Origin of the sequence: Sphingobium sp. CFD-2 (assembly GCF_024611135.1) — a bacterium.
GTDB classification, from domain to species: domain Bacteria; phylum Pseudomonadota; class Alphaproteobacteria; order Sphingomonadales; family Sphingomonadaceae; genus Sphingobium; species Sphingobium fuliginis.
The window spans coordinates 618394-638635 of record NZ_CP084406.1; the positions used below are offsets into that span (position 1 = coordinate 618394).

The following is a 20242-nucleotide window of genomic DNA, read 5'->3' on the forward strand; positions in this document are numbered from 1 at the left end:
TGCCTTCTTTGCGCGAGCAGGGAGGGCGTGGAGATATATACCGTGGATCTTTACCTGAAGGTGCGTCTTGCTTGCGCGGGCGGCATGAGCCAGCGTGAGGCGGCGAAGCATTTCAACGTATCGCGCGACACGGTCCGCAAGATGCTGTCGTATTCGGAGCCCCCCGGTTACCGCCGGACGGCGGCGGTGCGGCGGCCCAAGCTGGAAGCGTTCGTTCCGATCATCGATGCATGGCTTGATGGTGACCGTCAGGTTCCGCGCAAGCAGCGTCATACGGCGAAGCGGGTATTTGACCGCCTTCGCGAAGAGCACGGTTTCACCGGCGGCTACACGATCATCAAGGATTACATCCGACAGCGCGAGCAGCGCAGCCGGGAGATGTTCGTGCCGCTGGCGCATGCGCCCGGCCATGCCCAGGCAGATTTTGGTGAGGCCATGGTCGAGATCGGCGGTGTTGTGCAGAAGGCGCATTTCTTCGTGCTCGATCTACCGCACAGCGACGCCTGCTACGTGCGCGCCTATCCCGCTGCCGTTGCCGAGGCATGGATGGACGGCCACGTGCACGCCTTCGCGTTTTTCGGCGCGGTGCCGCTGTCGATCGTCTACGATAACGACCGCTGCCTGGTCTCGAAGATCCTGCCCGACGGCACGAGGCAGCGCGCCCGGCTGTTCAGCGGCTTCCTGTCGCATTACCTGATCCGCGATCGTTACGGCCGTCCCGGCAGGGGGAACGACAAAGGCAGTGTTGAAGGGCTGGTCGGTTATGCTCGCCGCAACTTCATGGTGCCGATCCCCCGGTTCGCGACGTGGGAGGCGTTCAACCTGTGGCTCGAGGAGCAATGCCGCAAGCGTCAGAACGACCGGCTGCGGGGCGAGAGCGAGACGATCGGCGAGAGGCTGAAGCGCGATCTGGCGGCGATGCAGGAACTGCCGGCTGCCCCGTTCGAGGCTTGTGACCAGACCAGCGGCCAGGTCTCGTCGCAGGCGCTGGTGCGTTACCGGACCAATGATTACTCGGTGCCGGTGCGCTTCGGCCATCAGGAGGTATGGATCCGGGGCTATGTCGGCGAGGTGGTGATCGGCTGCCGGGGCGAGGTCATTGCCCGTCATGTGCGCAGCTACGAGCGCGAGGACGTGATCTTCGATCCCATCCATTACCTTCCCCTGATCGAACAGAAGATCAATGCGCTCGATCAGGCAGCGCCCCTGCAAGGCTGGCACCTGCCCGAAGCGTTTGCAACGCTGCGCCGCCTCATGGAAGCTCGTATGGGCAAGCATGGTCGGCGCGAGTATGTGCAGGTGCTGCGTCTGCTGGAGAGCTTCACGCTTGCCGATCTGCATGCGGCCGTAAAGCAGGCTCTCGATATCGGGGCGATCGGCTTTGATGCCGTGAAGCATCTCCTGCTGTGCCGGGTGGAGCGCCGACCACCCCGATTGGACATGGCGATCTATCCCTATCTGCCCAGAGCCAGGGTGGAGACGACATCGGCGCGCTCCTACATGCAGTTGCTCTCGGGCGATGCGAAGGATGCGGCATGAGCAGTCCGTCCCCCGAGCTGTTACTGGCCAGCCACCTCAAGACGCTCAAGCTACCAACCTTCCTGCGCGAGCATGACAAGCTGGCCCGGCGATGCGCGGCCGAGGGCGCAGATCACGTCCGCTACCTTGCCCGGCTTGTCGAACTGGAGCTGATCGACCGGGAACGCCGGATGGTCGAGCGCCGGATCAAGGCTGCGAAGTTCCCGGCCGCCAAGAGCCTCGACAGCTTCGACTTTGCCGCGATCCCCAAGCTCAACAAGATGCAGGTGCTGGAACTGGCACGCTGCGACTGGATCAACCGCCGCGAGAACGTCATAGCCCTTGGTCCCTCGGGAACCGGCAAGACCCATGTGGCGATCGGCCTCGGCCTTGCCGCCTGCCAGAAGGGCCTGACGGTCGGCTTCACCACCGCGTCCGCGCTGGTCAGCGCGATGATGGAGGCACGCGACGAACGCCGCCTTCTGCGCCTCCACAAGCAAATGGCCGGATACAAGCTCCTCATCATCGATGAACTGGGGTTCGTGCCGCTCTCGAAAACCGGCGCGGAACTGCTGTTCGAGCTGATCTCGCAGCGTTACGAGCGCGGCTCGACGCTGATCACCAGCAACTTGCCGTTCGACGAGTGGACCGAAACGTTCGGCTCCGAGCGCCTGACAGGCGCGCTCCTCGACCGGCTTACCCACCACGTCTCCATACTCGAGATGAACGGAGAGAGCTATCGTCTGGCCCAAAGCCAGGCGCGCAAGGCACGCTCCAACCCCTGACAGAAAAGACCATCCGTGTGTTGGCGACCCCCACTCGGGCTACGCCCTCGCGGCGCTCGCCAGCACACGGATCACCCGGCCTGATTTTGCGCCGCCCAATGGCCGACTTTTACTCCGCCGTTGACAGTGCGGCCAGCGCCCTCCGCTTCGAATGCGCTGATCGCTTGCGCGTCGCGGGCGGCGCCAGTGACATGGTCGCCCCGCGCCAGAGCGGCTTTCGCCAACGCCGCGCCGATGCCGCTCGAAATGCCTGTGATCAGCCAGCGCCTCATATCCCGTCTCCTCGCCCACTCGCCCACAGGCGTCTCAGAAAAGCGCGAGGTCGACAATCGGAGGGGGGAGAAGCGCGTAAACAATGCATGCTTGATGCATGTCCCTATCGACATGGATGACGTCTGCCGCTCAGCGCTCTATCCCTCGCAGGAACAATGCGACCACGCGGGTCGCCCATTGCTGCCGAAACGCCTCGTCCGTGAAGTCGTCGGTCAGGAGGAAACGCAGCCCCCCATTGGCCAGATTGATGAAGTGCTGGGCCAGTTGGGCGGGATCGTCGATCTCGTACCCCGCCTCCCGCAAATGCGTGAGATAGGCGGTTATCGGCGCCACCGTATCAGCGATATGGCCGTGCAGCCGCTTGGCTATGTCGGGGAAGCGTTCCTTCGCGGCGATGGCGAGACGGAGCAGGGCGATCCGCTCCGCCTCCGCCACTTCGCCGGTGATGCGCAGGGCGAAGTCCGTCAGCACCCCGGCGGGTTCCCGCCCCTCGGTCGCGATGCTTCGCACATCGCTGCGCATGGACGCGACGCTGTGGAGGGCGACGGCCTCGAACAGCGCGGCCTTGTTGTTGAAGCGGGCATAGATTGTCGCCTTGCTGACCCTGGCGACGGCGGCGATATGGTCCATGCTCGCGCCGGCATAGCCGTGCATCAGAAAGGCGCGCGCCGCTGCCTCGATCAGTTCGGCCTCGCGCACCGGCGCATCCGCATTGGTCGGCCTCCCCCGGCGCGGTCTTGTGATGTCTTCGCCGGGCACGCTTGCTCCATCGAAATAAAACTATACCGTTTATTTTATTAAATGCGAGTCGGTCGCGCAAGAGCGATCAGGGAGAGGGCAAGATGAAGCGGGTCATCCTTTTGCGCGGACCGCGGTCCGTCATGGCCGCATCCGCGCCCGAATGGGCCGCGGCGCAGGCCTGGGCCAAGGCGGCCGAGCGGATCGTCGTGCATAAGGGGCTGAATGCTCCGGCTGAGCCCGGCGGTGTTCCGACGCCGCCGGTTTACGATGCGGTGATCGAACTTTGGTCCGACGCCGCGCTCGATGCCCACAGCATCCGCTCCGATTGGAAAGAGGTGGAGGTGCGCTCCTCCGCCCAGATCGTCGGCAAGGCAGCGGCTGCGCCCTTGCCGACCGGCATCACGCCGGGCCTTTCCCAGCTTTCCTTCATCCGCGCCATCGAAGCTTTGCCGCGACAGGATGTGGAACGGCACTGGGACGAACATATCCCGCTCGCCTGCGAAATCCATGTCGGCATGAACCGCTATGTGCAGGATCGTTTTTCGCCGGCGGTTCCCTGGTTCGGCATGGCCCATCTTCATTTTCCAAGCGAAGCGGCGCTGCGCGACGGGTTGTTCAGAAGCCCGGAGGACATCGCCGTGATTACGGCGGACGTGGCCGAGTTCGTCAGCGATTACGCGACCATGATCGCCATCGAGCATATCGTGAAAGCATAGGAGAGACAGGCATGGACCTTGGACTGGCAGGCAGGCGCGCGCTGGTGACGGGCAGCAGTTCCGGCATCGGCGCGGGCATAGCCCGACTATTGGCGGCGGAAGGCTGCGCCGTGATTGTGCATGGCCGCGATGCGGAAAAGGCGCGTGCCGTGGCGGATTCGATTGGCCCCGGCGCCTGCGTGGCGATTGGCGATCTTTCCACCGATGCTGGGGCGGACGCGGTGGCGAAGGCGGCCGGGGAGGTCGACATATTGGTGAACAATGCCGGCGGCGCTGCGGGCACCTCTGCCATGCATTGGACGGAGGTGGACGAAGAGGGTTGGGAGGGTACCTATCAGCTCAACGCCATTGCCGCCGCGCGGTTGATCCGGCGGCTTCTGCCCGCGATGCAGGCGAAAGGATGGGGCCGCATCATCAACATCGCCAGTGCCGCGGCCACGCAGCCCATTGCCTTCGGCCCGGATTATGGCGCGGCCAAGGCGGCCATGCTGAACATGACCGTCAGCCTGGCGAAGGCACTGGGACCCTGCGGCGTCACCGCGAACAGTGTCAGCCCCGGCATGATCCTCACTCCGGCGGTCGAGGCATGGCTCGGCAATCTCAAGCGGAACATGGGCTGGGGCGACATTTCCCTGGAGGAAGCAGAAGCCCGCGCCGCTCGCGAGTTGACGCCGATCCCCGTCGGCCGCATCGGCCGGGTCGAGGAGATCGCCCATGTCGTCTGCATGATCGCGAGCCCGCATGCCGGATACATGACCGGCGCCAATGTCCGCGTGGACGGCGGTCAGGTCCAGAGCGTCAACTGAGTGCCCTGACGCCTGTTTTCATCGAATAGCCGATCTTTCTTCCCCATGCTGGCGCCGATCCGGCGAAGGGATAGGATCGCCCCGGCTGCCGCTCGCCGTGGATGACCGCCTGTTCGCGCGTGACGAACGCATGGGCCGAAAGAGAATGGAAGAAGAGGATGGACATGACCGATTTGCGTTTCGACGGCCGCGTGGCGATCATCACCGGCGCGGGCAACGGTTTGGGCAAGGATTACGCGCTGGAGCTTGCCCGGCGCGGCGCGAAGGTCGTCGTGAACGATCTGGGAGGCAGCGGATCGGGGCAGGGACAATCGCATAATGCGGCGGACCTGGTGGTGCAGGAAATTCGCGGCAAGGGCGGGGAAGCGGTCGCCAATTACGACAGCGTGTCGACGCGACAGGGAGGTGCAGCCATTGTCCAGACCGCGCTAGATGCCTTCGGCAAGGTCGACATCTGCATCAACAATGCAGGCTTCCTGCGCAATGGCCGGTTCGAAGATCTGACCGATGAGCAGATCGACGCGATCATCGACGTGCATCTGAAAGGGGCCATCTATGTCGCCCAGCCCGCCTATCGCGCAATGCGTCGAAACGGCTACGGCCGGTTCCTTTTCACCGGTTCGGCATCCGCCATGTTCGGCCACGCCTGGCAGGCCAATTACGCGGCGGCAAAGGGCGGCCTCATGGGCCTCAGCCATATCGTCGCCATAGAGGGATCGGCCTATGGCATCACGTCGAACCTGCTGCTGCCCACCGCGCAATCCCGGCTGGCAGTGGAAATGGACGCTGGTTTCATGGAAATCCCCGCCTTTGCGGAGGCGGTGCAAGGCGCCGATTACGCCGCGAGCGATGGCCGCATCGAAGTGGCGTTCAATACGCCGCTGGCAGTATATCTGGTCAGCGAACAATGCACTTCCACCCACGGCATCTATTCGCAGAATAGCGGCCGTTACGCGAAGGTGCGCATCTGCGCCGCCGATGGCTGGGTTGCGCCGATGGGGCCTATGCCGCCCAGCGTGGAGGATATTGCCGCTCACTGGGGCAGCGTCACGGACGACGCCATCGTTCATGAACCTCTGACCGTCTATGATGAATTCACCGCCGTTGCCAAAACGGCGCGCCGCCAAGGCCTGATCTGACCGGAACATGCCTCGCGGTCGCTGGCGGACCGGGCATCGGGCTAAGGCATCGGGCGGAAAAGCCTGTTCTGAGCCTGTCGAAGGGCGAGAACCGGTTTTCCGCCCGAAAGGATGCGGAAACGGAATTTGGAGCGCGCGACCTGCGTCCGATTCAGCGCAGCGCGCTCCAGACCTGGCGGTGCTACAGCCCGCCGATGAATTCGCGGTCGAACCGCTGGTGCAGGTCGCCCAGCAGCCGGGACAAGGTCTGCCGGTCGGTGGGGCTGAGTTGGCGGAAGAAGCGGACCAGCTTCGACTGCGCGGCAATGTCGACAATGGCTCGCTCGATGAGCGCGCGTCCCGGCGGCGTCAGCGCCAGGTCGAAAGCCCGTCGGTCCTCCGGGTTGCGCCGGCGCTTCAGCAAGCCCGCCTTTTCCAGGCGCGCGATCCTGGTCGAGATCACGGCATTGGATATATGGAGGGTGGAGGCCAGATCGGTCGCTCGGTGCGGCATGTCCTGATCGATCGCCAGCGTGCCGAGAAGGTCGAGATCAGCGAAACTATATCCCAGCTTGCCCGCGATGCCGTCCAGATCGGTCGTGACCAGATGCCCGACCGTGAACAGATGCCAGAGCGGCCCGAAATGCTCGCTCTCCATCTCGGGCATGCGCTGTGCATAGAAGGAACGGCCAGCGTTGAGTTGGTCCAGAGGCTTGCGAGGCATGTTCGCGCTGCCCTCCACCGGCATGGAAGCTATCGACGGCGGCTCAGGGCCAGCACAGGTCCAGACTGAGCACACCGTTGACCATGCCCGTCGCCAGTACCGGCTTCGTCCCCGGCTTGATGCGGAAATCCGGAATGCGGCTCAGCCATTCCTGGAGGAAAATGCGAATTTCCCGCCGCGCCAGCACTGCGCCCGGACAGGCATGGGCTCCGTTTCCGAACGCCGCGTGCACCGGCTTTTCACGGCTGAAATCCACCACCAGCGGATCTGCGTTCACCCGGTCGTCCGTACCGACCCAGAGATTGGCGGGCAATATGCGGTCGCCCGCCTGGAAATATACGCCCTTATATTCGAGGTTCTCGGTGATCACGCGGGACGTATTGGCCAGACCGTGGCGACGAATCATCTCCTCAATCGCGTGCTTGATGAAATCCTCATCATCCAGCCGCTCGACCAACTGACGGCGATGACCTGGATTCAGCGCCAGGAAACGGGCGATGAAACCGATCATGCCGGCCACGGTGTCGAGCCCGCCGAACAACACCAGCGTTGCGTAACTGACGGCCTCCATCTCGGAGATCCGACCTTCACCGACATTGACGTTGACCAGCTTGCTCAGCAAATCCTCTCCGGGATTGTCGCGACGGGCGCGAATTTCATCCATCAGATAACCGCCCATTTCCTGCTGCGCCTGCAACCGTATTTCGGCGGTGTGGCCGCGCACCGAACGTTCCGCGATCGGCAACAGGCGATGCTTGTCGGAGATCGGCAGATCGACCAGTTCCAGGAAGACGTGGATGGGGAGGATCTTGGCGAAATCCTCGATGAATTCGCATTCGCCCCGCGGCAGCACGCGCTCTATCGCCTCCACCGCGACATCGCGCACCTTGCTCTCCAGTTCGGAGACCACGGCAGGCATCAGCGACTGCATCAGCGGGCGCCGGTATCGCGCATGTTCGGGCGGGTCCATCTCCAGCGGGATCTGGCGCGGCGTGCCTTCCGGCATCGGGGGCAGGACGATGTGTTTGTGCGAGAAATGATGATAGTCGCGCTGCATCGCGATGATGTCGTCGCTGCGGGTTGCAACCCAGTGCCCGCCATTATGGGGGGTCCAGAATATATCGGGATTGGCCTGCTGGATCGCGGCATAGGCCGCCTGCACATCCTCTGCCGACCCCGGAATATCGTAGATGTTGAAATCGCGCACCAGCGCGGCCGGTACATGGTCGGGACGCGGTGCCAGCTCGCCTTCAGCCACGCTTGTCATGTCAGCGCTCATTCTCTGTTTTCCCTCTCCGAAACTGTCTTGACCCAGGGGGCAGGCGAGGCAAGGGCCGCGCCTGCGCATGGGTCAGGATTTCACAGATGCGATGGTTCGCGGCTCCTGCCGGTCGCCGCCCCTCAATCCTCCGGCGCAATCGCGACGCGCAGGCCGTCCAGCTCCGCCGTGAGAGGGATCTGGCAGGACAATCGCGAATATTCGTCGCGATGTTCGGAACTGTCCAGCAGGTCGCTTTCATCCTCGCTGACCGTCGACAACAGCCCGAAGAAGGCCGGGTCGACCTTCACATGGCAGGTCGCGCAGGAACAGCATCCTCCGCAAAGCGCCAGCATCTCGTCGATCCCGGCATCGCGGATCGCTTCCATCAAGGACAGTCCGGTTTCGGCGGCAATTTCCCTTTCCGCGCCATTGCGGGTGGTGACGATCACATTTGGCATATTGGGTCCCCTGGATGAAGATCAGTCGCCGAAGCGGACATGGAGATGCCTGGGCACGCGCATCATCGAACCGCGTATCTCGGGCCGCGGCTTGTCGGGGTCGAAGCGCAGATTGGGCAGATGATCCAGCACCGCATGCAGCGCGCGGGTCATCTCCACCCGCGCCAGATGCTGGCCGACGCAGATATGCGGTCCGCGCGAGAAAGAGAAGTGCGCCTTGCGCTCGCGGAAGATGTCGAACTTGTCGGGATCGGGGAAGATCGCCGGGTCGCGATTGGCGGCGCCCGCCACCACGTCGAGCAGCGATCCGGCCGGAATTTCGACGCCGGCAAGCACCACATCCTGTTTCGCCATGCGAAGCTGCACGGCGACGGGGCCGTCCCAGCGCAGCGCCTCCTCGATTGCGACGGGAATGAGCTTTCGGTCCTCCCGGATCGCGTCGAGCTGGTCGGGATTTTCCAGCAGCGCGGTCAGCAGCACGCTGGTCCCGCGATAGGTGGTGTCGCCCGCCGCGTTCATCAATTGCCGCAGGAAGGAGATCAGCACCAGCGGCGGCAGATAATCGCCATCCACTTCGGTATTGGCGAGCAGGCTGACCAGATCGTCGCCCGGATTGCGCCGCCGTTCGTCCACCAGGGCGGTGAAATATTCGCCCAGCTTGCGCGATGCCTCCTGCGCCTTGTCGATGTGCATATAGTCGGTCTGGCCAATGGCCAGCCGCTGGAAGGTGCGTACGTCCGATTCCGGGAGATCGAGCTGCTGATAGATCACCTCGAAAGGATAAAGCAGGGTGAATTGTTCGATGATGTCGGCGCGGCCGGTGCCCATGAACCTGCCCATCAATTTATGAACCACCGGATCGACGATGGTTTCACCCCATGTTTTCACATATTGGGGCAGGAATATTTTCTGGAAGATCTTCCGCCAGCGGCCATGTTCGGGATTGTCCATGACGCTGATGCTGCCCTGGCCGAAGGTTTCCCCGATGTTGAACCTGTAGCCATGGTTGGAAAAGCGGTCGGTGTCGGTCAGGACCGTCAATATCTCGTCCGAACCGACGATCGTGAACATTTTGCGATCCGGGTAAGTGGCGGATTGCAGGCCCATTTTGGGGCGGTAATCGCCTTCCAGCACCGGGGTCTGCGCCCGCCATTTCGCGATCTTCGCATAGGGATCGAGCGTGTCCCCGAAATTGATGTCGTCCGCGCTGAACGGATCGTAGCTCGGATCGTCATATTCCTGAATTCTGACGGCGGGTTCCATGGCCGGAATCTCTCCTATGAAGCATATGCTACATAAGTCCGGCCATCGGGGCTGTCAATCGATGGGCGGCCCCACCAGCGACTGGGCGATCAGTTGCTCCAGCACGTCCAACACGGCCTCACGGCCCGGCGGATCGGGGAAGAGCGCGTCGCGCAGGATCACGCTGGCGGCGATCATGCCGAAGCCCAGACGCACGCCGATGCCAAGGTCGAAGGGCGGATCGATCCCCGCCAGCGCATAGCGTTGGCGGACCTGATCGACCGATTGCTGGAAAAAGGGCGCAAGGCCGCGCAGCCCCGGCGCCGCATCCTCGCCGCCGCTTGGCGGTCCGGCCAGCAGGGCGCGGAACATCGCCTCATTGCCTTCGAACAATTCATAGACCTGCCGGGTGAAGCGGCGCGTTTCCGCCTGCCTGGGGAATGGCGCGGTGGGATCGGGATGGAGTTCGACGAAGTCGGCCATCAGCGCGTCGAACGGCGCGATCACCACTTCATTGAACAGTCCCGCCTTGTCGCCATAATAGCGGAACAGCAGGGTTTCGCTGACGTCGGCCAGACGCGCGATCTCCCGCGTGGTGGTGCCGCCATAGCCGCGCTCCGCGAACAATTGCCGCGCTGCGTCGCAGATGCGCTGGACCACATCCTCGCGCGTGCGCCGCCGCCGCCGCATGCGCCCGCCATCTTCGGCGGAGGCGGTTTCGTCTGTCAGGATTTTAGCGATTGCGCCCCTCCAGGATAATGTCGGCCGCGTTCCATGCCGACGCCATGATCGGCCCGTTGGTATTGGCCGAAACCATCATAGGCATGATCGATCCATCCATGACGCGCAAGCCGTCGACACCCTTCACGCGCAGTTTTTCGTCCAGCACCGCATCGTCGAAATCGCCCATGCGGCAGGTGCCGCAGGCGTGATAGCCCGCCTGGCCGATCTGGCGGAAGGCCGAGAGGATTTCATCGTCGGTCCGGAGCGATCGGGTCGGCTCGCGCTCCCCCGCGATCATCGGCGCGATGGCGGGACGGGACATCCAGTCGCGCAGATAGCGGTGCATTGCGACCGTGACCGCGCAATCATAGGGATCGGTCAGATAGCCCGCGCGGATCTTCGCCGGAGCCATGGGATCGGCCGCCGTGATCCGCACGGACCCTTCGCTGCGCGAGCGCAAGGGATAGCCGAACAGGGTGATGCTGTGCGCCGCATCCGCGACCATATTGCCCTTGGCGTCCGGCGCCGCGACGGCGGGGGAAAGCAATATCTCTATGTCGGGCGTCTCCGATTCCGGCAGCACGGTCGCGAAGGCGCCGACATTGCCGTAGCCCGCCGCCATCGGCCCGGTGCGGGTCAGATAATAGCGCAGCACATTGCCGACCAGTTTCAGGCCGGCCAGTTCCTTGTTGTGGCTGTGCGGAACGGCAAGGTCATAGACCATGGAGAGCAGGCGGTGTTCCAGCATATGTTCACCCACGCCCGGACTGTCGGCCACGACGGGAATGCCCAGGTCGCGCAACAGTTCGGCCGCCCCGATGCCGGAGCGCTGGAGGATTTGCGGCGACATCAGCGCGCCCGCGCTGACGATGATGTCGCGGCCGCTGGCGAAGTCCCGGGCGACGCCGTTCACATGGGCGCGGACGCCGGTTGCGCGCTGGCCGGTGAACAAGACCTTGTCGACGATCGCGCCGGTGACGATGCGCAGATTGGATCGGCCCCGCGCCCGTTTCAGAAAGGTCTGGGCCGCGCTCTGCCGCTTGCCCTTCCAGATGGTGCGCGGCGTATAGCCCACGCCGGCCCGGCCCGACCGGTTGAGATCGTCGACGCGGGGCACGCCCATCTGCTCGCCCGCCGCGATGAAGGCTTCGGTCAGCGGATCGCGCATCGGTTCCACCGAGATGCGCAGCGGCCCGTCGCCCCCGCGCAGCGCGTCGCCGCCCAGCTCATGCCCCTCCATGGCGCGGAACGCCGCGCCGATCCGGTTCCATCCCCAGCCTTTCGCGCCCAGCGCTTCCCAGCCGTCATAATCTTCGGGCTGGCCGCGGAAATACATCATGCCGTTGACGGAAGAGGAGCCGCCCAGCATCTTGCCGCGTATCCAGGTTTCGGCGGGAATGCCCTCATGCTCCTCGGTCTGGAAATACCAGACATGGCGGGGGTCGGTGTAGAGCTTTGCGGCGCCGCGCGGCATGTGGATGAAAGGGTTGCGGTCCTCCGGCCCCGCCTCCAGCAGCAGCACGCCGTTAGCCGGATTTTCCGACAGGCGGTCGGCCAGCACGCATCCGGCGGAGCCGCCGCCGACGATGATATAATCATAGGTCATCGGAGCGCCGCCCGGATGGCGTCGCCAATGATGGTGCGGCTGTCTTCCGCAATATCGACCGTATCGAACATGCGGTTGTGGCAGATGCCGACCGCCAGCTTCAGGTCGGGGTCGGCCCAGCCGATATTGCCGCCCATGCCCGGATGGCACAGCGCCCGCATGTTGCGAGGGGCGGATACGGGCGGATTTTCCGCGCCGCCCAGCCAGAAGCCGGACCAGGCGATCGGCACGACCATGCCGAAGAAGACGGGATCGGCGTCCTTGAAATGCGGGCGCGGCGCGGCGAAGCTGGCGACGCGTTCCTCCGACAGCAGGCGGACGCCGTTGAACTGCCCGCCATTGGCCAGCATCGCCCAGAAACGGGCGTTGCTCCGCGCGTTGAAGATGCCGCCGACCGCCGGAATGCAGGCGCGGCGCACATAGGGGCGTTCGAACGGATCGGGCATCAGGTCGACGATCAGGGGCTGCGCCTCCCGCATCATATTATTGTCCGGGGCGACATAGACGGCGGCGGCGTCCAGCCTGGCGATGCGGGGTTCGACGGCATCGGCTATGCCCATCCACAGATCGGCGGCGCCCAGCGGGTCCGCTATCTCCTCCTTGATGAACTGGCCGAAGGGGCGGCGTTTCGGATCGGTCCGGCGCACCACTTCGCCCACCATCCAGCCGAAGGTCATCGACTGGTAGGAGGAACGGCTGCCGGCGGGATAGACCCCCTCCATCTCCGCGATGCGGCGGCACATCCAGTCCCAGTTGGTCATCAGTTCGGGCGTCACATCGGGCGGCATGCGCAGCACGCCAGACACATGGGAAAGGACGTGGCGGAGGGTGACGTCGCCCTTTCCGGCCTGAGCGAATTCGGGCCAGTAGGCGGCGACGGGCGCATCATATTCGACCAAGCCCCGCTCGGCCTGGATATGCAGGGCGGTGGCGGTCACCGCCTTCGACACGGAATAGACGTTGAACAGCGTGTCGCCGTCGACCGGCCTGCCCGTGGCGGCATCGGCAAGGCCCGCCCAGCAGTCGACAATCTGTTCCTCGCCCAGCCAGGCGCTGACCTGAATGCCGATTTCCCTGCCCTCCGCGACAAGCCGGTCCAGCACGTCCTGAACCGCGTCGTTGACCTTCGTCATCCTTCCAATCGCCTTTCCTGCTTGCCATGGCGTCGGCGCCAGTTATCAAGTATGTACTTGATAGCACGGAATAGGACGAGGGGAAGAGCGATGGGCGAGGCGTTCGACAATATCATAATGACGCAGGATGACGGGATCGTCGAATTGCGCATCCACCATCGCGGCGGCCCGGCCAAATGGGCGCTCTGGGGCGGGTTGCACAGGGAATTGGGCATCGCCTTCGCGCAGGTCGCCGCCGATCCCGACGCGCGCGTGCTGCTGATCACCGGCACGGGCGACAGCTTCTGCGCGGAGTTCGACATGGACTGCGACATGCCGCAAATGGGCGCGGCGACGTGGGACGTGATCTTCCGCGAGGGCAGGGCGCTGCTCAACAATCTGCTGGCGATCGAGATACCGGTGCTGGCTGCGGTCAACGGACCCGCCTTCATCCACGCGGAGATCGCGCTGCTGGCCGATGTCGTGCTGGCGGCCGAAGGGGCCGTCTTTGCGGACAGGCCGCACGCGCTGGCCGGCGTGGTGCCGGGCGACGGCGTGCACAGCATCTGGCCGATGCTGCTGGGGCCGAACCGCGGCCGTTATTTCCTGATGACGGGGCAGGAGATCGGCGCGGCCGAAGCCCTGTCGCTGGGCCTGGTGGGGGAGGTGCTGTCGCCCGAAGCCCTTATGCCCCACGCGTGGGAACTGGCCCGCACGATTGCCGCGCGACCCGCCATTGCCAACCGCTATACCCGCATGCTGCTTACGCGTGAGATCAAGGGGCGGCTGGCCGCGGAACTGGATCAGGGACTGGCCATGGAGGGCATGGCGATCCTTGCGGGGATGCAGGGACAGGCGCGATGATCGCCGCACCGTGTCCATCGCCATTCAGTCCACGAAAAGACATGATCAGTCCCAGGCGACAGGCAGTTGGCGTTGTCCCCAATAGATCCAGCTATCGATCCGCCCGGGACTTCCCGTCAGACGCAGATCGGGCAGGCGTTCGACCAGCTTCCGCAAGCCGACCTGCGCCTCCAGGCGGGCGATGGGCGCGCCCAGGCAGAAATGAACGCCATAGCCGAAGGACAAATGCCGCTTCACCTGGTTGAGCGGCCGATCCATGATGAAGCTGTCGGGATCGGGGAAGATGTCCGGGTCGCGATTGGCCCCCATCATCGAGAACATGAGCTTGCTGCGTTCGGGCAGCTCCGCGCCATGCATCTGTACCGGGCACAGGCTGGTGCGGAAATGGGAATTGATCGGCGGGTCGAAGCGCAGGCTTTCCTCGATCACATTTTCCACCAGATGCGGCTCGGCCTTCAACCGCTCCCACCGTTCGGGGGCTTCCAGCAGCCGCCAAACCACATTGGTGAGCAGGCTGGTGGTCGTTTCCTGCCCTCCGGTCAATAGCGCGGTGCAGATCTGGAACAATTCCATGTCGTTGAAGCGCCGACCCTCCACGCGGCTGACGAGACCGAGCGAGATATAGTCGAACGGCAGCACCGTTCCCCAATGTTCATGGGTCGGTTCATCGATGCCCGCGTCGCGCAATAATTGCCTGCGCGCTTCGATCAGGCCCATGAAATGTGGCTGGATTTCCGCGATGAGCGTCTGTTCGGCGTTCGGATTCCTGTCGTTGAACAGCAGCGACTGCAATTCATCCGCCCAGCGCTTGTAATCGGCATGGAGCGCCTGGTCAGCCCCCAGCATGAAACACATGGTCCGGGCAGGCAGCGGGAGGCAGAAGAGATCGTGGAAATTGCCCTGCTTGTCCGCCCGACTTTCCAGTCCGGAGACCAGATCTTCCGCAATCGCCTCCACCTCCGGCAGATAATAGCGCATGCGGGCCGGCGTCATCCCCTTGCGCAGGGCGGCGATATATTCGAGGTGGAAGGGGGGATCGGTCAATATCCCGAAATCGCTGAACGCTTCCCAATCCATGGGTGCATCGCCCCATTTGAACGACCATGTGGGATTGTCGGACAGGATCTTGTCGCGAATTTCCTTGTAATCGCTGGTGATGTAGAACTGATATTCCTCTCCCTTATAGTGATAAAAGGGACATTGGGCGGCAAGCGCCGAATAGGCGGGGCCAGGATTGCGGATCGTTTCCGGGTCCAAAGGATCGAAGACATGATCGACCGCAGTCTTCAGCCGCCGTTCCTTGGGCTCCTGTGTCTTCGCTCTGGTGATTTCAGTCATCCCATCCTCCGTCATGATGCCGGACGGAAGCATAAGGGGTGCTGTTCCGGGATTGAATGAAAAGTCCTTTAGGGGCCTAACTATCGGTGGAGTCTCCGGGCGGCCATTGGTGGGACAGCGCTTAGTCCTTGTGTCGAGGATAGCGGCCCATCATCAGGTAAACGCAGCCCGCCGCCATGAAGCTGGGCAAGACGAACAGGCTGGAAGCGGCCGCGATTTGATTTAACATAAGATATATTATCGTACTTTCGTGGATTTTGGCGTTGCTTCCTTCCTTCTTCCTCCTCCTCCTCCTCCTCCTCCTCCTCCTCCTCCTCCATCGGCCGTGCAGGTATCGCTTATCTGAAATGTGGCGCGGTGCGGGACGAGACGGCTTGGCACATGGGCGGCCATAAGTCAGGCTTCCGTGCTGACAGGATGCAATGGCCGCGATGCAGGCTTTGCGATCGAACTGCTCAATCAGATCACAGGCCCGAAGGCCAAGTTGAGAGGAAGCATTCATGCCCGACTATGATCTCATCATCCGGGGGGGTAGCATATATGACGGCAGCGGCGGAGACCCGTTCGTTGCGGATGTCGCCGTCAAGGACGGGTTGATCGCGGCGGTGGGCGATGTCCAGGGCGTCGCGCGGGAAGAGATCGACGCCGCCGGCCGCATCGTCACGCCGGGTTTCGTCGACGTGCATACCCATTATGACGGGCAGATCACCTGGGAGAACAGGTTGGCCCCCTCCTCCGATCACGGTGTGACGACGGTGGTCATGGGCAATTGCGGCGTCGGCTTCGCTCCCTCGCGTCCCGAGCATCGCAGGTTGATGATCAAGCTGATGGAAGGCGTAGAGGACATTCCCGAAGTCGTCATGGCCGAAGGCGTGCCGTTCAACTGGGAAACCTTCCCCGAATATCTGGATGCGCTGGAGAAGCGCGAAAGCGACATCGATTTCGCCGCGCAATTGCCGCACAGTCCTCTGCGCGTCTATGTGATGGGCGAACGCGGCGCCAATCTGGAACCGCCGACGCCAGAGGATCTGGCGGAAATGCGCCGCCTTACTGCGGAGGCGATCCACGCCGGCGCCATTGGCGTCACCACGTCGCGCAGCTATGCGCACCAGTTCCGCGACGGTCGCCCCGCCCCTTCGGTCAAGAGCGAGGACCAGGAAGTGCTGGCGCTGGCCGAGGGCCTGCGCGACGCCGGCAAGGGCGTGTTCCAGATGGTGCCCAGCTATGACGTGACGGCGGCCGAGCGCATGGACCTGCTGGACGACATTGCGCGGACGTCGGGCCGCCCGGTTTCCTTCACCTTCATGCAGACGCCCAAGGGCGAAGGCGACTGGCAGGAAATGGTCGCCCGGCTGGAGGCCTCCAAACATAAAGGCCTGGAAGTGCGCGGCCAGATCATTCCGCGTCCGACCGGCGCGCTGCTGGGCCTTGAACTGTCCATGCATCCCTTCTCCTTCAACCCCAGCTTCCGCGCTATCGACCATCTGCCGCTGGAGGAGAAGGTGGAACGGATGCGCGAGCCGGCCTTCCGCAAGAAGCTGATCGCGGAGGAGCCGGACGATCCGCAGGCCTTCTTCGTCTATGTCATCTCCGATCTCGACGCCATGTTCGTGCTCGGCAATCCGCCGAACTACAATCCCCGCAGCGACGAGAGCATCGGCGCCCGAGCCCGCGCCATGGGCGTCGATCCCAAGGAATTGATCTACGACGCCCTGCTCCAGCGCGACGGGCGCGAGGTGCTTTATCGCCCGCTCGGCAATTCGGAAGGCGAGAAGTTCGAAAGCTCCGGCCGCAACCTGGTGAAGAACGACAGGACCTTCCCGGCGCTGGGGGATGGCGGCGCGCATTACAGCATGATCTGCGACGCCGCCTACACCACCTACTTCCTGACCTATTGGGTGCGCGACGCCAAGGGCGACAGGAAGGTCGACCTGCCCTACGCCGTGCGCAAGCTGACCTATGAGCCGGCCGGTGCCGTCGGTCTGCACGACCGCGGCCTGATCAGGCCGGGGTACAAGGCGGACCTCAACATCATCGACATGGAAAGGCTGCACCTCTACGCCCCGCATGTCGTCTACAATCTGCCAACGGGCGGCCGCCGCCTGCAACAGCGCGCGGACGGTTATGACGCGACGATCGTGAGCGGCGTGGTCACCTATCGCAACGGCCGCTCCACGGGCGCGCTGCCCGGCCGCCTCGTGCGCGGGGGCAAGGAAGCGCCGGAAACCGCGCCCGAAAAGAGCCTGCAGCCGGCCTGAGGGATCAGGGCGAACGAAGCGGACCGCCGCTTCGTTCGCCCATGCACCGACAGCGCAGAGGGGATTGCCATGACCGAACTCACGCCCGACCTGATCGCCTTCCTTCAGGAGATGAAGGACCGCACCGCCATCCACGACTGCCTGCTGCGCTATACGCGCGGCGTCGACCGGCACGACCGCGAACTGATGCTGTCGGCCTATTGGCCCGACGCTTTCGACGATCATGGCGTTGCGGAAGGCTATGCCGCCGATTTCGTCGACTGGGCGATCGGATGGCATGGCGAATTCCAGACCAGGCATCATCACGCGATCAGCAACCACACGGTCGAGATCGACGGCGACACGGCGCATGGGGAAACCTATTATACTTTCTGGGGCGAGAATAAGGGCGCACCGCCCCAGCTCAGCTTCGGCCGCTATGTGGACCGGTTCGAAAGGCGCAACGGCGAGTGGCGCATTGCCGACAGGGTCTGCGTCAATGAAATGACGGCGACGCTGACGGCGGCCGAAATTCCCGACGAATGGAAGGCGCGCATCTTCAGCACAGGCCCCAACCGGCGCGACAAGAGCGACATCTCCTATGTCCGGCCGCTGGTGCGCAAGGCCGCGGCGGGCTGATTTGCCCGCTCCACTTGCCGAATATATGGATATGACAGGTTCAACATCTGACCAGAGGATATTGCATGACCGCACGAACTGTCGTCGTCACCGGCGCTTTCGGGATATTGGGCGGCGCCGTCGCTTCTGCCTTCGCGGCAGCAGGAGACAGGGTGGCGCGGGTCGATTACGCCCCCGCCCCGGCGGAGACTCCGGCGGGCTGCTTCGACATGGGCGGCGTCGATCTGACCGACTTCTCCGCAACGCAGAAGCTGGTGGCGGACATCGTGGAAGCGCTGGGATCGATCGACGTGCTGGTCAATGTCGCGGGCGGCTTCATATGGGAGACGCTGGCGGATGGAGGCAGCGCGACATGGAACCGCATGTTCGCGATGAACGCCACCACCTGCGTCAACATGACCAAGGCGGCCCTGCCGGAACTGGAGAAGGCGGCGCAAGCCCGCATCGTCAACATCGGCGCGGGGGGCGCCGTCGTCGCCGCAGCGGGCATGGGCGGCTATGCCGCATCGAAAATGGCCGTGCATAAATTGACCGAGAGCCTGGCGGCCGAACTGGCGGGCAAGGACATCACGGTGAACGCGATCCTGCCCAGCATTATCGACACGCCGACCAATCGCGCCGACATGCCGGATGCCGACTTCAGCCAATGGGTGCAACCGGGCGCGATTGCCGAGGTCATCCAGTTCCTTGCCTCGCCGGCGGCACGCGCCGTCAGTGGAGCGCTGATTCCGGTGACGAAGGGCGGTTGAACGTCCCTGCCCTGCCGCAAAGGAAGCGGCAAGCGGGCGCCATCGCCCGCTTGGCCGTCAAATGATTTCGAACAGTGCGGCGGCGCCCATGCCGCCGCCGATGCACATGGTGACGACGGCGTTCTTCGCGCCCAGCCGCTTGCCGGCCAGCAGGGCATGGCCGGTCATGCGCGATCCGGTCATGCCGAACGGGTGACCGATCGAAATGGCGCCGCCGTCGACATTGACCCTGGCCCGGTCGATGCCCAGCCGGTCGATGCAGTAGAGCGCCTGGCTGGCATAAGCCTCGTTCAGTTCCCAAATGTCGATGTCGGATACCGAAAGCCCGGCCCGGTCGAGCAGCTTCGGCACGGCGAAGACCGGCCCGATGCCCATTTCGTCCGGCTCGCATCCAGCCACCTGCATGCCCTTGTAGAGACCCAGGATCGGCAGACCGCGGCGTGCCGCTTCGTCCGCGTCCATGATGACGCAGGCGCTGGAGCCGTCCGACAACTGGCTGCAATTGCCCGCCGTCACCGAACCGCCTTCGAACAAGGGCTTCAGCTTGGCGAGCCCCTCCATGTCCGTGCCGGGCCGGTTGCATTCGTCCTGCGTCAGCGTGACCTTTTCCTGACCCGTGACGGCCAGCGCCTTGTCCACGACATTCTTCGTCGTGGCGACCGGCACGATCTCCTCGTCGAACCAGCCTTTGTCCTGGGCTTTCGCGGTGCGAGACTGGCTCGTCACGGCGAATGCATCCTGCGCTTCGCGGCTGATGCCGTAGCGGCGGGCCACGATGTCGCCGGTCAGGTTCATCGCCATGTAGATTTCGGGCTTATGGTCCAGCAGCCATTCGTCCTTGCTGCGAAATAGGTTGCGATGCGGGTCGACCAGGCTGACGGTTTCCACGCCGCCGGCCACATAGACGCCCCCCTCCCCGCTGCGGATGCGCTGCGCGGCGATGGCGATGGTCTGGAGGCCGGAGGAGCATTTTCGATCCAGCGTCATGCCGCACACGCTGATCGGCAGGCCCGCGCGCAACGCAGCCTGGCGCGCGACGTTGGAACCCACAGCGCCTTCGCACCGCGCCGATCCCAGCAGGACGTCATCGATCTCCGCCGGATCGATTCCGGCACGTTCCACGGCGGCGCGGATGGAGTGCGCCGCCAGCGTCGCGCCATGGATATTGTTGAGAGCGCCCCGGTGCGCCTTACCGATCGGCGTGCGCGCGGTGGCGACGATGGCCGCATCCTTCATGCTTCGAAAATCTCCCGTCAGAAGCTGGGGCGCAGATAGGGGCTGATGGCGCGGCTTTCCATAAAGGCGCTTGCCTCATCACGTCTTTGATGAAGC

21 protein-coding genes are annotated in these 20242 nt (G+C 63.9%); 9 read left to right on the plus strand and 12 right to left on the minus strand.

The window, feature by feature from the left end; translation table 11 throughout:
- Window positions 1-42 precede the first annotated feature (42 nt).
- Window positions 43-1539: an IS21 family transposase gene (gene istA, locus LDB29_RS23080; protein WP_082430708.1), complete on the plus strand. Its 1497-nt coding sequence runs from the start codon at window positions 43-45 to the stop codon at window positions 1537-1539.
- On the plus strand, window positions 1536-2303 hold the full coding sequence (gene istB / locus LDB29_RS23085; RefSeq protein ID WP_054944222.1) for an IS21-like element helper ATPase IstB: 768 nt from the start codon (window positions 1536-1538) through the stop codon (window positions 2301-2303). The genes istA and istB overlap by 4 nt, the downstream gene beginning before the upstream one ends.
- A gap of 71 nt (window positions 2304-2374) precedes the next feature.
- Here istB and LDB29_RS23090 read toward each other — a convergent pair whose 3' ends face one another.
- Complete coding sequence (locus LDB29_RS23090; RefSeq protein WP_257557122.1) at window positions 2375-2575, minus strand: hypothetical protein; 201 nt, start codon at window positions 2573-2575, stop codon at window positions 2375-2377.
- 130 nt (window positions 2576-2705) lie between these two features.
- The gene (locus tag LDB29_RS23095) at window positions 2706-3335 is read right to left on the minus strand and encodes a TetR/AcrR family transcriptional regulator (RefSeq protein WP_061934486.1); all 630 of its coding nucleotides are present in this window, start codon (window positions 3333-3335) and stop codon (window positions 2706-2708) included.
- Between the two features lie 83 nt (window positions 3336-3418).
- On the opposite strand from LDB29_RS23095, the gene LDB29_RS23100 reads away from it, so the two are divergent.
- Together LDB29_RS23100 and LDB29_RS23105 are read left to right on the plus strand one after the other, a co-directional pair.
- Window positions 3419-4033 carry an EthD family reductase gene (locus LDB29_RS23100; protein ID WP_257557126.1) on the plus strand — a complete coding sequence of 205 codons (615 nt, stop codon included), beginning with the start codon at window positions 3419-3421 and terminating at the stop codon, window positions 4031-4033.
- Window positions 4034-4044: 11 nt separating this feature from the next.
- A complete protein-coding gene (locus tag LDB29_RS23105; protein ID WP_257557127.1) occupies window positions 4045-4839 on the plus strand; it encodes an SDR family NAD(P)-dependent oxidoreductase in 795 nt (264 codons plus the stop codon).
- Here the strand turns inward: LDB29_RS23105 and LDB29_RS23110 are convergent.
- Window positions 4832-5005 carry a hypothetical protein gene (locus tag LDB29_RS23110; RefSeq protein WP_257557128.1) on the minus strand — a complete coding sequence of 58 codons (174 nt, stop codon included), beginning with the start codon at window positions 5003-5005 and terminating at the stop codon, window positions 4832-4834. The two genes, LDB29_RS23105 and LDB29_RS23110, sit on opposite strands and share 8 nt — an antisense overlap.
- Between LDB29_RS23110 and LDB29_RS23115 the strand changes: the two genes are divergently transcribed.
- A complete protein-coding gene (locus LDB29_RS23115) occupies window positions 5004-5978 on the plus strand; it encodes an SDR family NAD(P)-dependent oxidoreductase (RefSeq protein ID WP_257557129.1) in 975 nt (324 codons plus the stop codon). The genes LDB29_RS23110 and LDB29_RS23115 overlap by 2 nt on opposite strands.
- A gap of 181 nt (window positions 5979-6159) precedes the next feature.
- On the opposite strand, the gene LDB29_RS23120 is transcribed toward LDB29_RS23115, so the two are convergent.
- From LDB29_RS23120 to LDB29_RS23150, 7 genes are all read right to left on the minus strand, one after another.
- Window positions 6160-6681 carry a MarR family winged helix-turn-helix transcriptional regulator gene (locus tag LDB29_RS23120; RefSeq protein WP_257557130.1) on the minus strand — a complete coding sequence of 174 codons (522 nt, stop codon included), beginning with the start codon at window positions 6679-6681 and terminating at the stop codon, window positions 6160-6162.
- Between the two features lie 43 nt (window positions 6682-6724).
- On the minus strand, window positions 6725-7948 hold the full coding sequence (locus LDB29_RS23125; RefSeq protein ID WP_226869691.1) for a cytochrome P450: 1224 nt from the start codon (window positions 7946-7948) through the stop codon (window positions 6725-6727).
- A gap of 134 nt (window positions 7949-8082) precedes the next feature.
- Window positions 8083-8400, minus strand: coding sequence for a 2Fe-2S iron-sulfur cluster-binding protein (locus LDB29_RS23130; RefSeq protein WP_257557131.1), 318 nt, complete (start codon window positions 8398-8400; stop codon window positions 8083-8085).
- Between the two features lie 21 nt (window positions 8401-8421).
- A complete protein-coding gene (locus LDB29_RS23135) occupies window positions 8422-9663 on the minus strand; it encodes a cytochrome P450 (RefSeq protein WP_257557132.1) in 1242 nt (413 codons plus the stop codon).
- 54 nt (window positions 9664-9717) lie between these two features.
- Complete coding sequence (locus LDB29_RS23140; protein ID WP_025551994.1) at window positions 9718-10332, minus strand: TetR/AcrR family transcriptional regulator; 615 nt, start codon at window positions 10330-10332, stop codon at window positions 9718-9720.
- A gap of 43 nt (window positions 10333-10375) precedes the next feature.
- Window positions 10376-11971, minus strand: a complete 1596-nt coding sequence (locus tag LDB29_RS23145; RefSeq protein ID WP_257557133.1) for a GMC family oxidoreductase — start codon at window positions 11969-11971, stop codon at window positions 10376-10378.
- Window positions 11968-13104 (minus strand): serine hydrolase, encoded by a 1137-nt coding sequence (locus LDB29_RS23150; RefSeq protein WP_257557134.1) that lies wholly within the window; start codon window positions 13102-13104, stop codon window positions 11968-11970. The genes LDB29_RS23145 and LDB29_RS23150 overlap by 4 nt, the downstream gene beginning before the upstream one ends.
- Window positions 13105-13194: 90 nt before the next feature.
- On the opposite strand from LDB29_RS23150, the gene LDB29_RS23155 reads away from it, so the two are divergent.
- Entirely contained in the window at window positions 13195-13947 is a 753-nt protein-coding gene (locus LDB29_RS23155) for an enoyl-CoA hydratase/isomerase family protein (RefSeq protein ID WP_257557136.1), read from the plus strand.
- A 45-nt stretch (window positions 13948-13992) separates the two neighbouring features.
- On the opposite strand, the gene LDB29_RS23160 is transcribed toward LDB29_RS23155, so the two are convergent.
- Entirely contained in the window at window positions 13993-15285 is a 1293-nt protein-coding gene (locus tag LDB29_RS23160) for a cytochrome P450 (RefSeq protein ID WP_099187094.1), read from the minus strand.
- A gap of 500 nt (window positions 15286-15785) precedes the next feature.
- Here LDB29_RS23160 and LDB29_RS23165 point away from each other — a divergent pair, with 500 nt between their 5' ends.
- From LDB29_RS23165 to LDB29_RS23175, 3 genes are all read left to right on the plus strand, one after another.
- Window positions 15786-17543 carry an amidohydrolase family protein gene (locus tag LDB29_RS23165; protein WP_257557139.1) on the plus strand — a complete coding sequence of 586 codons (1758 nt, stop codon included), beginning with the start codon at window positions 15786-15788 and terminating at the stop codon, window positions 17541-17543.
- A 69-nt stretch (window positions 17544-17612) separates the two neighbouring features.
- The gene (locus LDB29_RS23170; RefSeq protein ID WP_171009950.1) at window positions 17613-18161 is read left to right on the plus strand and encodes a nuclear transport factor 2 family protein; all 549 of its coding nucleotides are present in this window, start codon (window positions 17613-17615) and stop codon (window positions 18159-18161) included.
- A gap of 65 nt (window positions 18162-18226) precedes the next feature.
- Entirely contained in the window at window positions 18227-18910 is a 684-nt protein-coding gene (locus LDB29_RS23175; protein WP_065846170.1) for an SDR family NAD(P)-dependent oxidoreductase, read from the plus strand.
- A 57-nt stretch (window positions 18911-18967) separates the two neighbouring features.
- On the opposite strand, the gene LDB29_RS23180 is transcribed toward LDB29_RS23175, so the two are convergent.
- Window positions 18968-20146: an acetyl-CoA C-acyltransferase gene (locus LDB29_RS23180; protein ID WP_102999947.1), complete on the minus strand. Its 1179-nt coding sequence runs from the start codon at window positions 20144-20146 to the stop codon at window positions 18968-18970.
- Window positions 20147-20242: the final 96 nt, after the last annotated feature.

Coding starts and splice junctions, on each gene's coding strand:
- istB (WP_054944222.1), top strand. CDS start 1,536: ATGAGCAGTCCGTCCCCCGAGCTGTTACTGGCCAGCCACCTCAAGACG.
- LDB29_RS23090 (WP_257557122.1), bottom strand. CDS start 2,575: ATGAGGCGCTGGCTGATCACAGGCATTTCGAGCGGCATCGGCGCGGCG.
- LDB29_RS23100 (WP_257557126.1), top strand. CDS start 3,419: ATGAAGCGGGTCATCCTTTTGCGCGGACCGCGGTCCGTCATGGCCGCA.
- LDB29_RS23105 (WP_257557127.1), top strand. CDS start 4,045: ATGGACCTTGGACTGGCAGGCAGGCGCGCGCTGGTGACGGGCAGCAGT.
- LDB29_RS23115 (WP_257557129.1), top strand. CDS start 5,004: ATGACCGATTTGCGTTTCGACGGCCGCGTGGCGATCATCACCGGCGCG.
- LDB29_RS23110 (WP_257557128.1), bottom strand. CDS start 5,005: ATGTCCATCCTCTTCTTCCATTCTCTTTCGGCCCATGCGTTCGTCACG.
- LDB29_RS23120 (WP_257557130.1), bottom strand. CDS start 6,681: ATGCCTCGCAAGCCTCTGGACCAACTCAACGCTGGCCGTTCCTTCTAT.
- LDB29_RS23125 (WP_226869691.1), bottom strand. CDS start 7,948: ATGACAAGCGTGGCTGAAGGCGAGCTGGCACCGCGTCCCGACCATGTA.
- LDB29_RS23130 (WP_257557131.1), bottom strand. CDS start 8,400: ATGCCAAATGTGATCGTCACCACCCGCAATGGCGCGGAAAGGGAAATT.
- LDB29_RS23135 (WP_257557132.1), bottom strand. CDS start 9,663: ATGGAACCCGCCGTCAGAATTCAGGAATATGACGATCCGAGCTACGAT.
- LDB29_RS23140 (WP_025551994.1), bottom strand. CDS start 10,332: ATGCGGCGGCGGCGGCGCACGCGCGAGGATGTGGTCCAGCGCATCTGC.
- LDB29_RS23145 (WP_257557133.1), bottom strand. CDS start 11,971: ATGACCTATGATTATATCATCGTCGGCGGCGGCTCCGCCGGATGCGTG.
- LDB29_RS23150 (WP_257557134.1), bottom strand. CDS start 13,104: ATGACGAAGGTCAACGACGCGGTTCAGGACGTGCTGGACCGGCTTGTC.
- LDB29_RS23155 (WP_257557136.1), top strand. CDS start 13,195: ATGGGCGAGGCGTTCGACAATATCATAATGACGCAGGATGACGGGATC.
- LDB29_RS23160 (WP_099187094.1), bottom strand. CDS start 15,285: ATGACTGAAATCACCAGAGCGAAGACACAGGAGCCCAAGGAACGGCGG.
- LDB29_RS23165 (WP_257557139.1), top strand. CDS start 15,786: ATGCCCGACTATGATCTCATCATCCGGGGGGGTAGCATATATGACGGC.
- LDB29_RS23170 (WP_171009950.1), top strand. CDS start 17,613: ATGACCGAACTCACGCCCGACCTGATCGCCTTCCTTCAGGAGATGAAG.
- LDB29_RS23175 (WP_065846170.1), top strand. CDS start 18,227: ATGACCGCACGAACTGTCGTCGTCACCGGCGCTTTCGGGATATTGGGC.
- LDB29_RS23180 (WP_102999947.1), bottom strand. CDS start 20,146: ATGAAGGATGCGGCCATCGTCGCCACCGCGCGCACGCCGATCGGTAAG.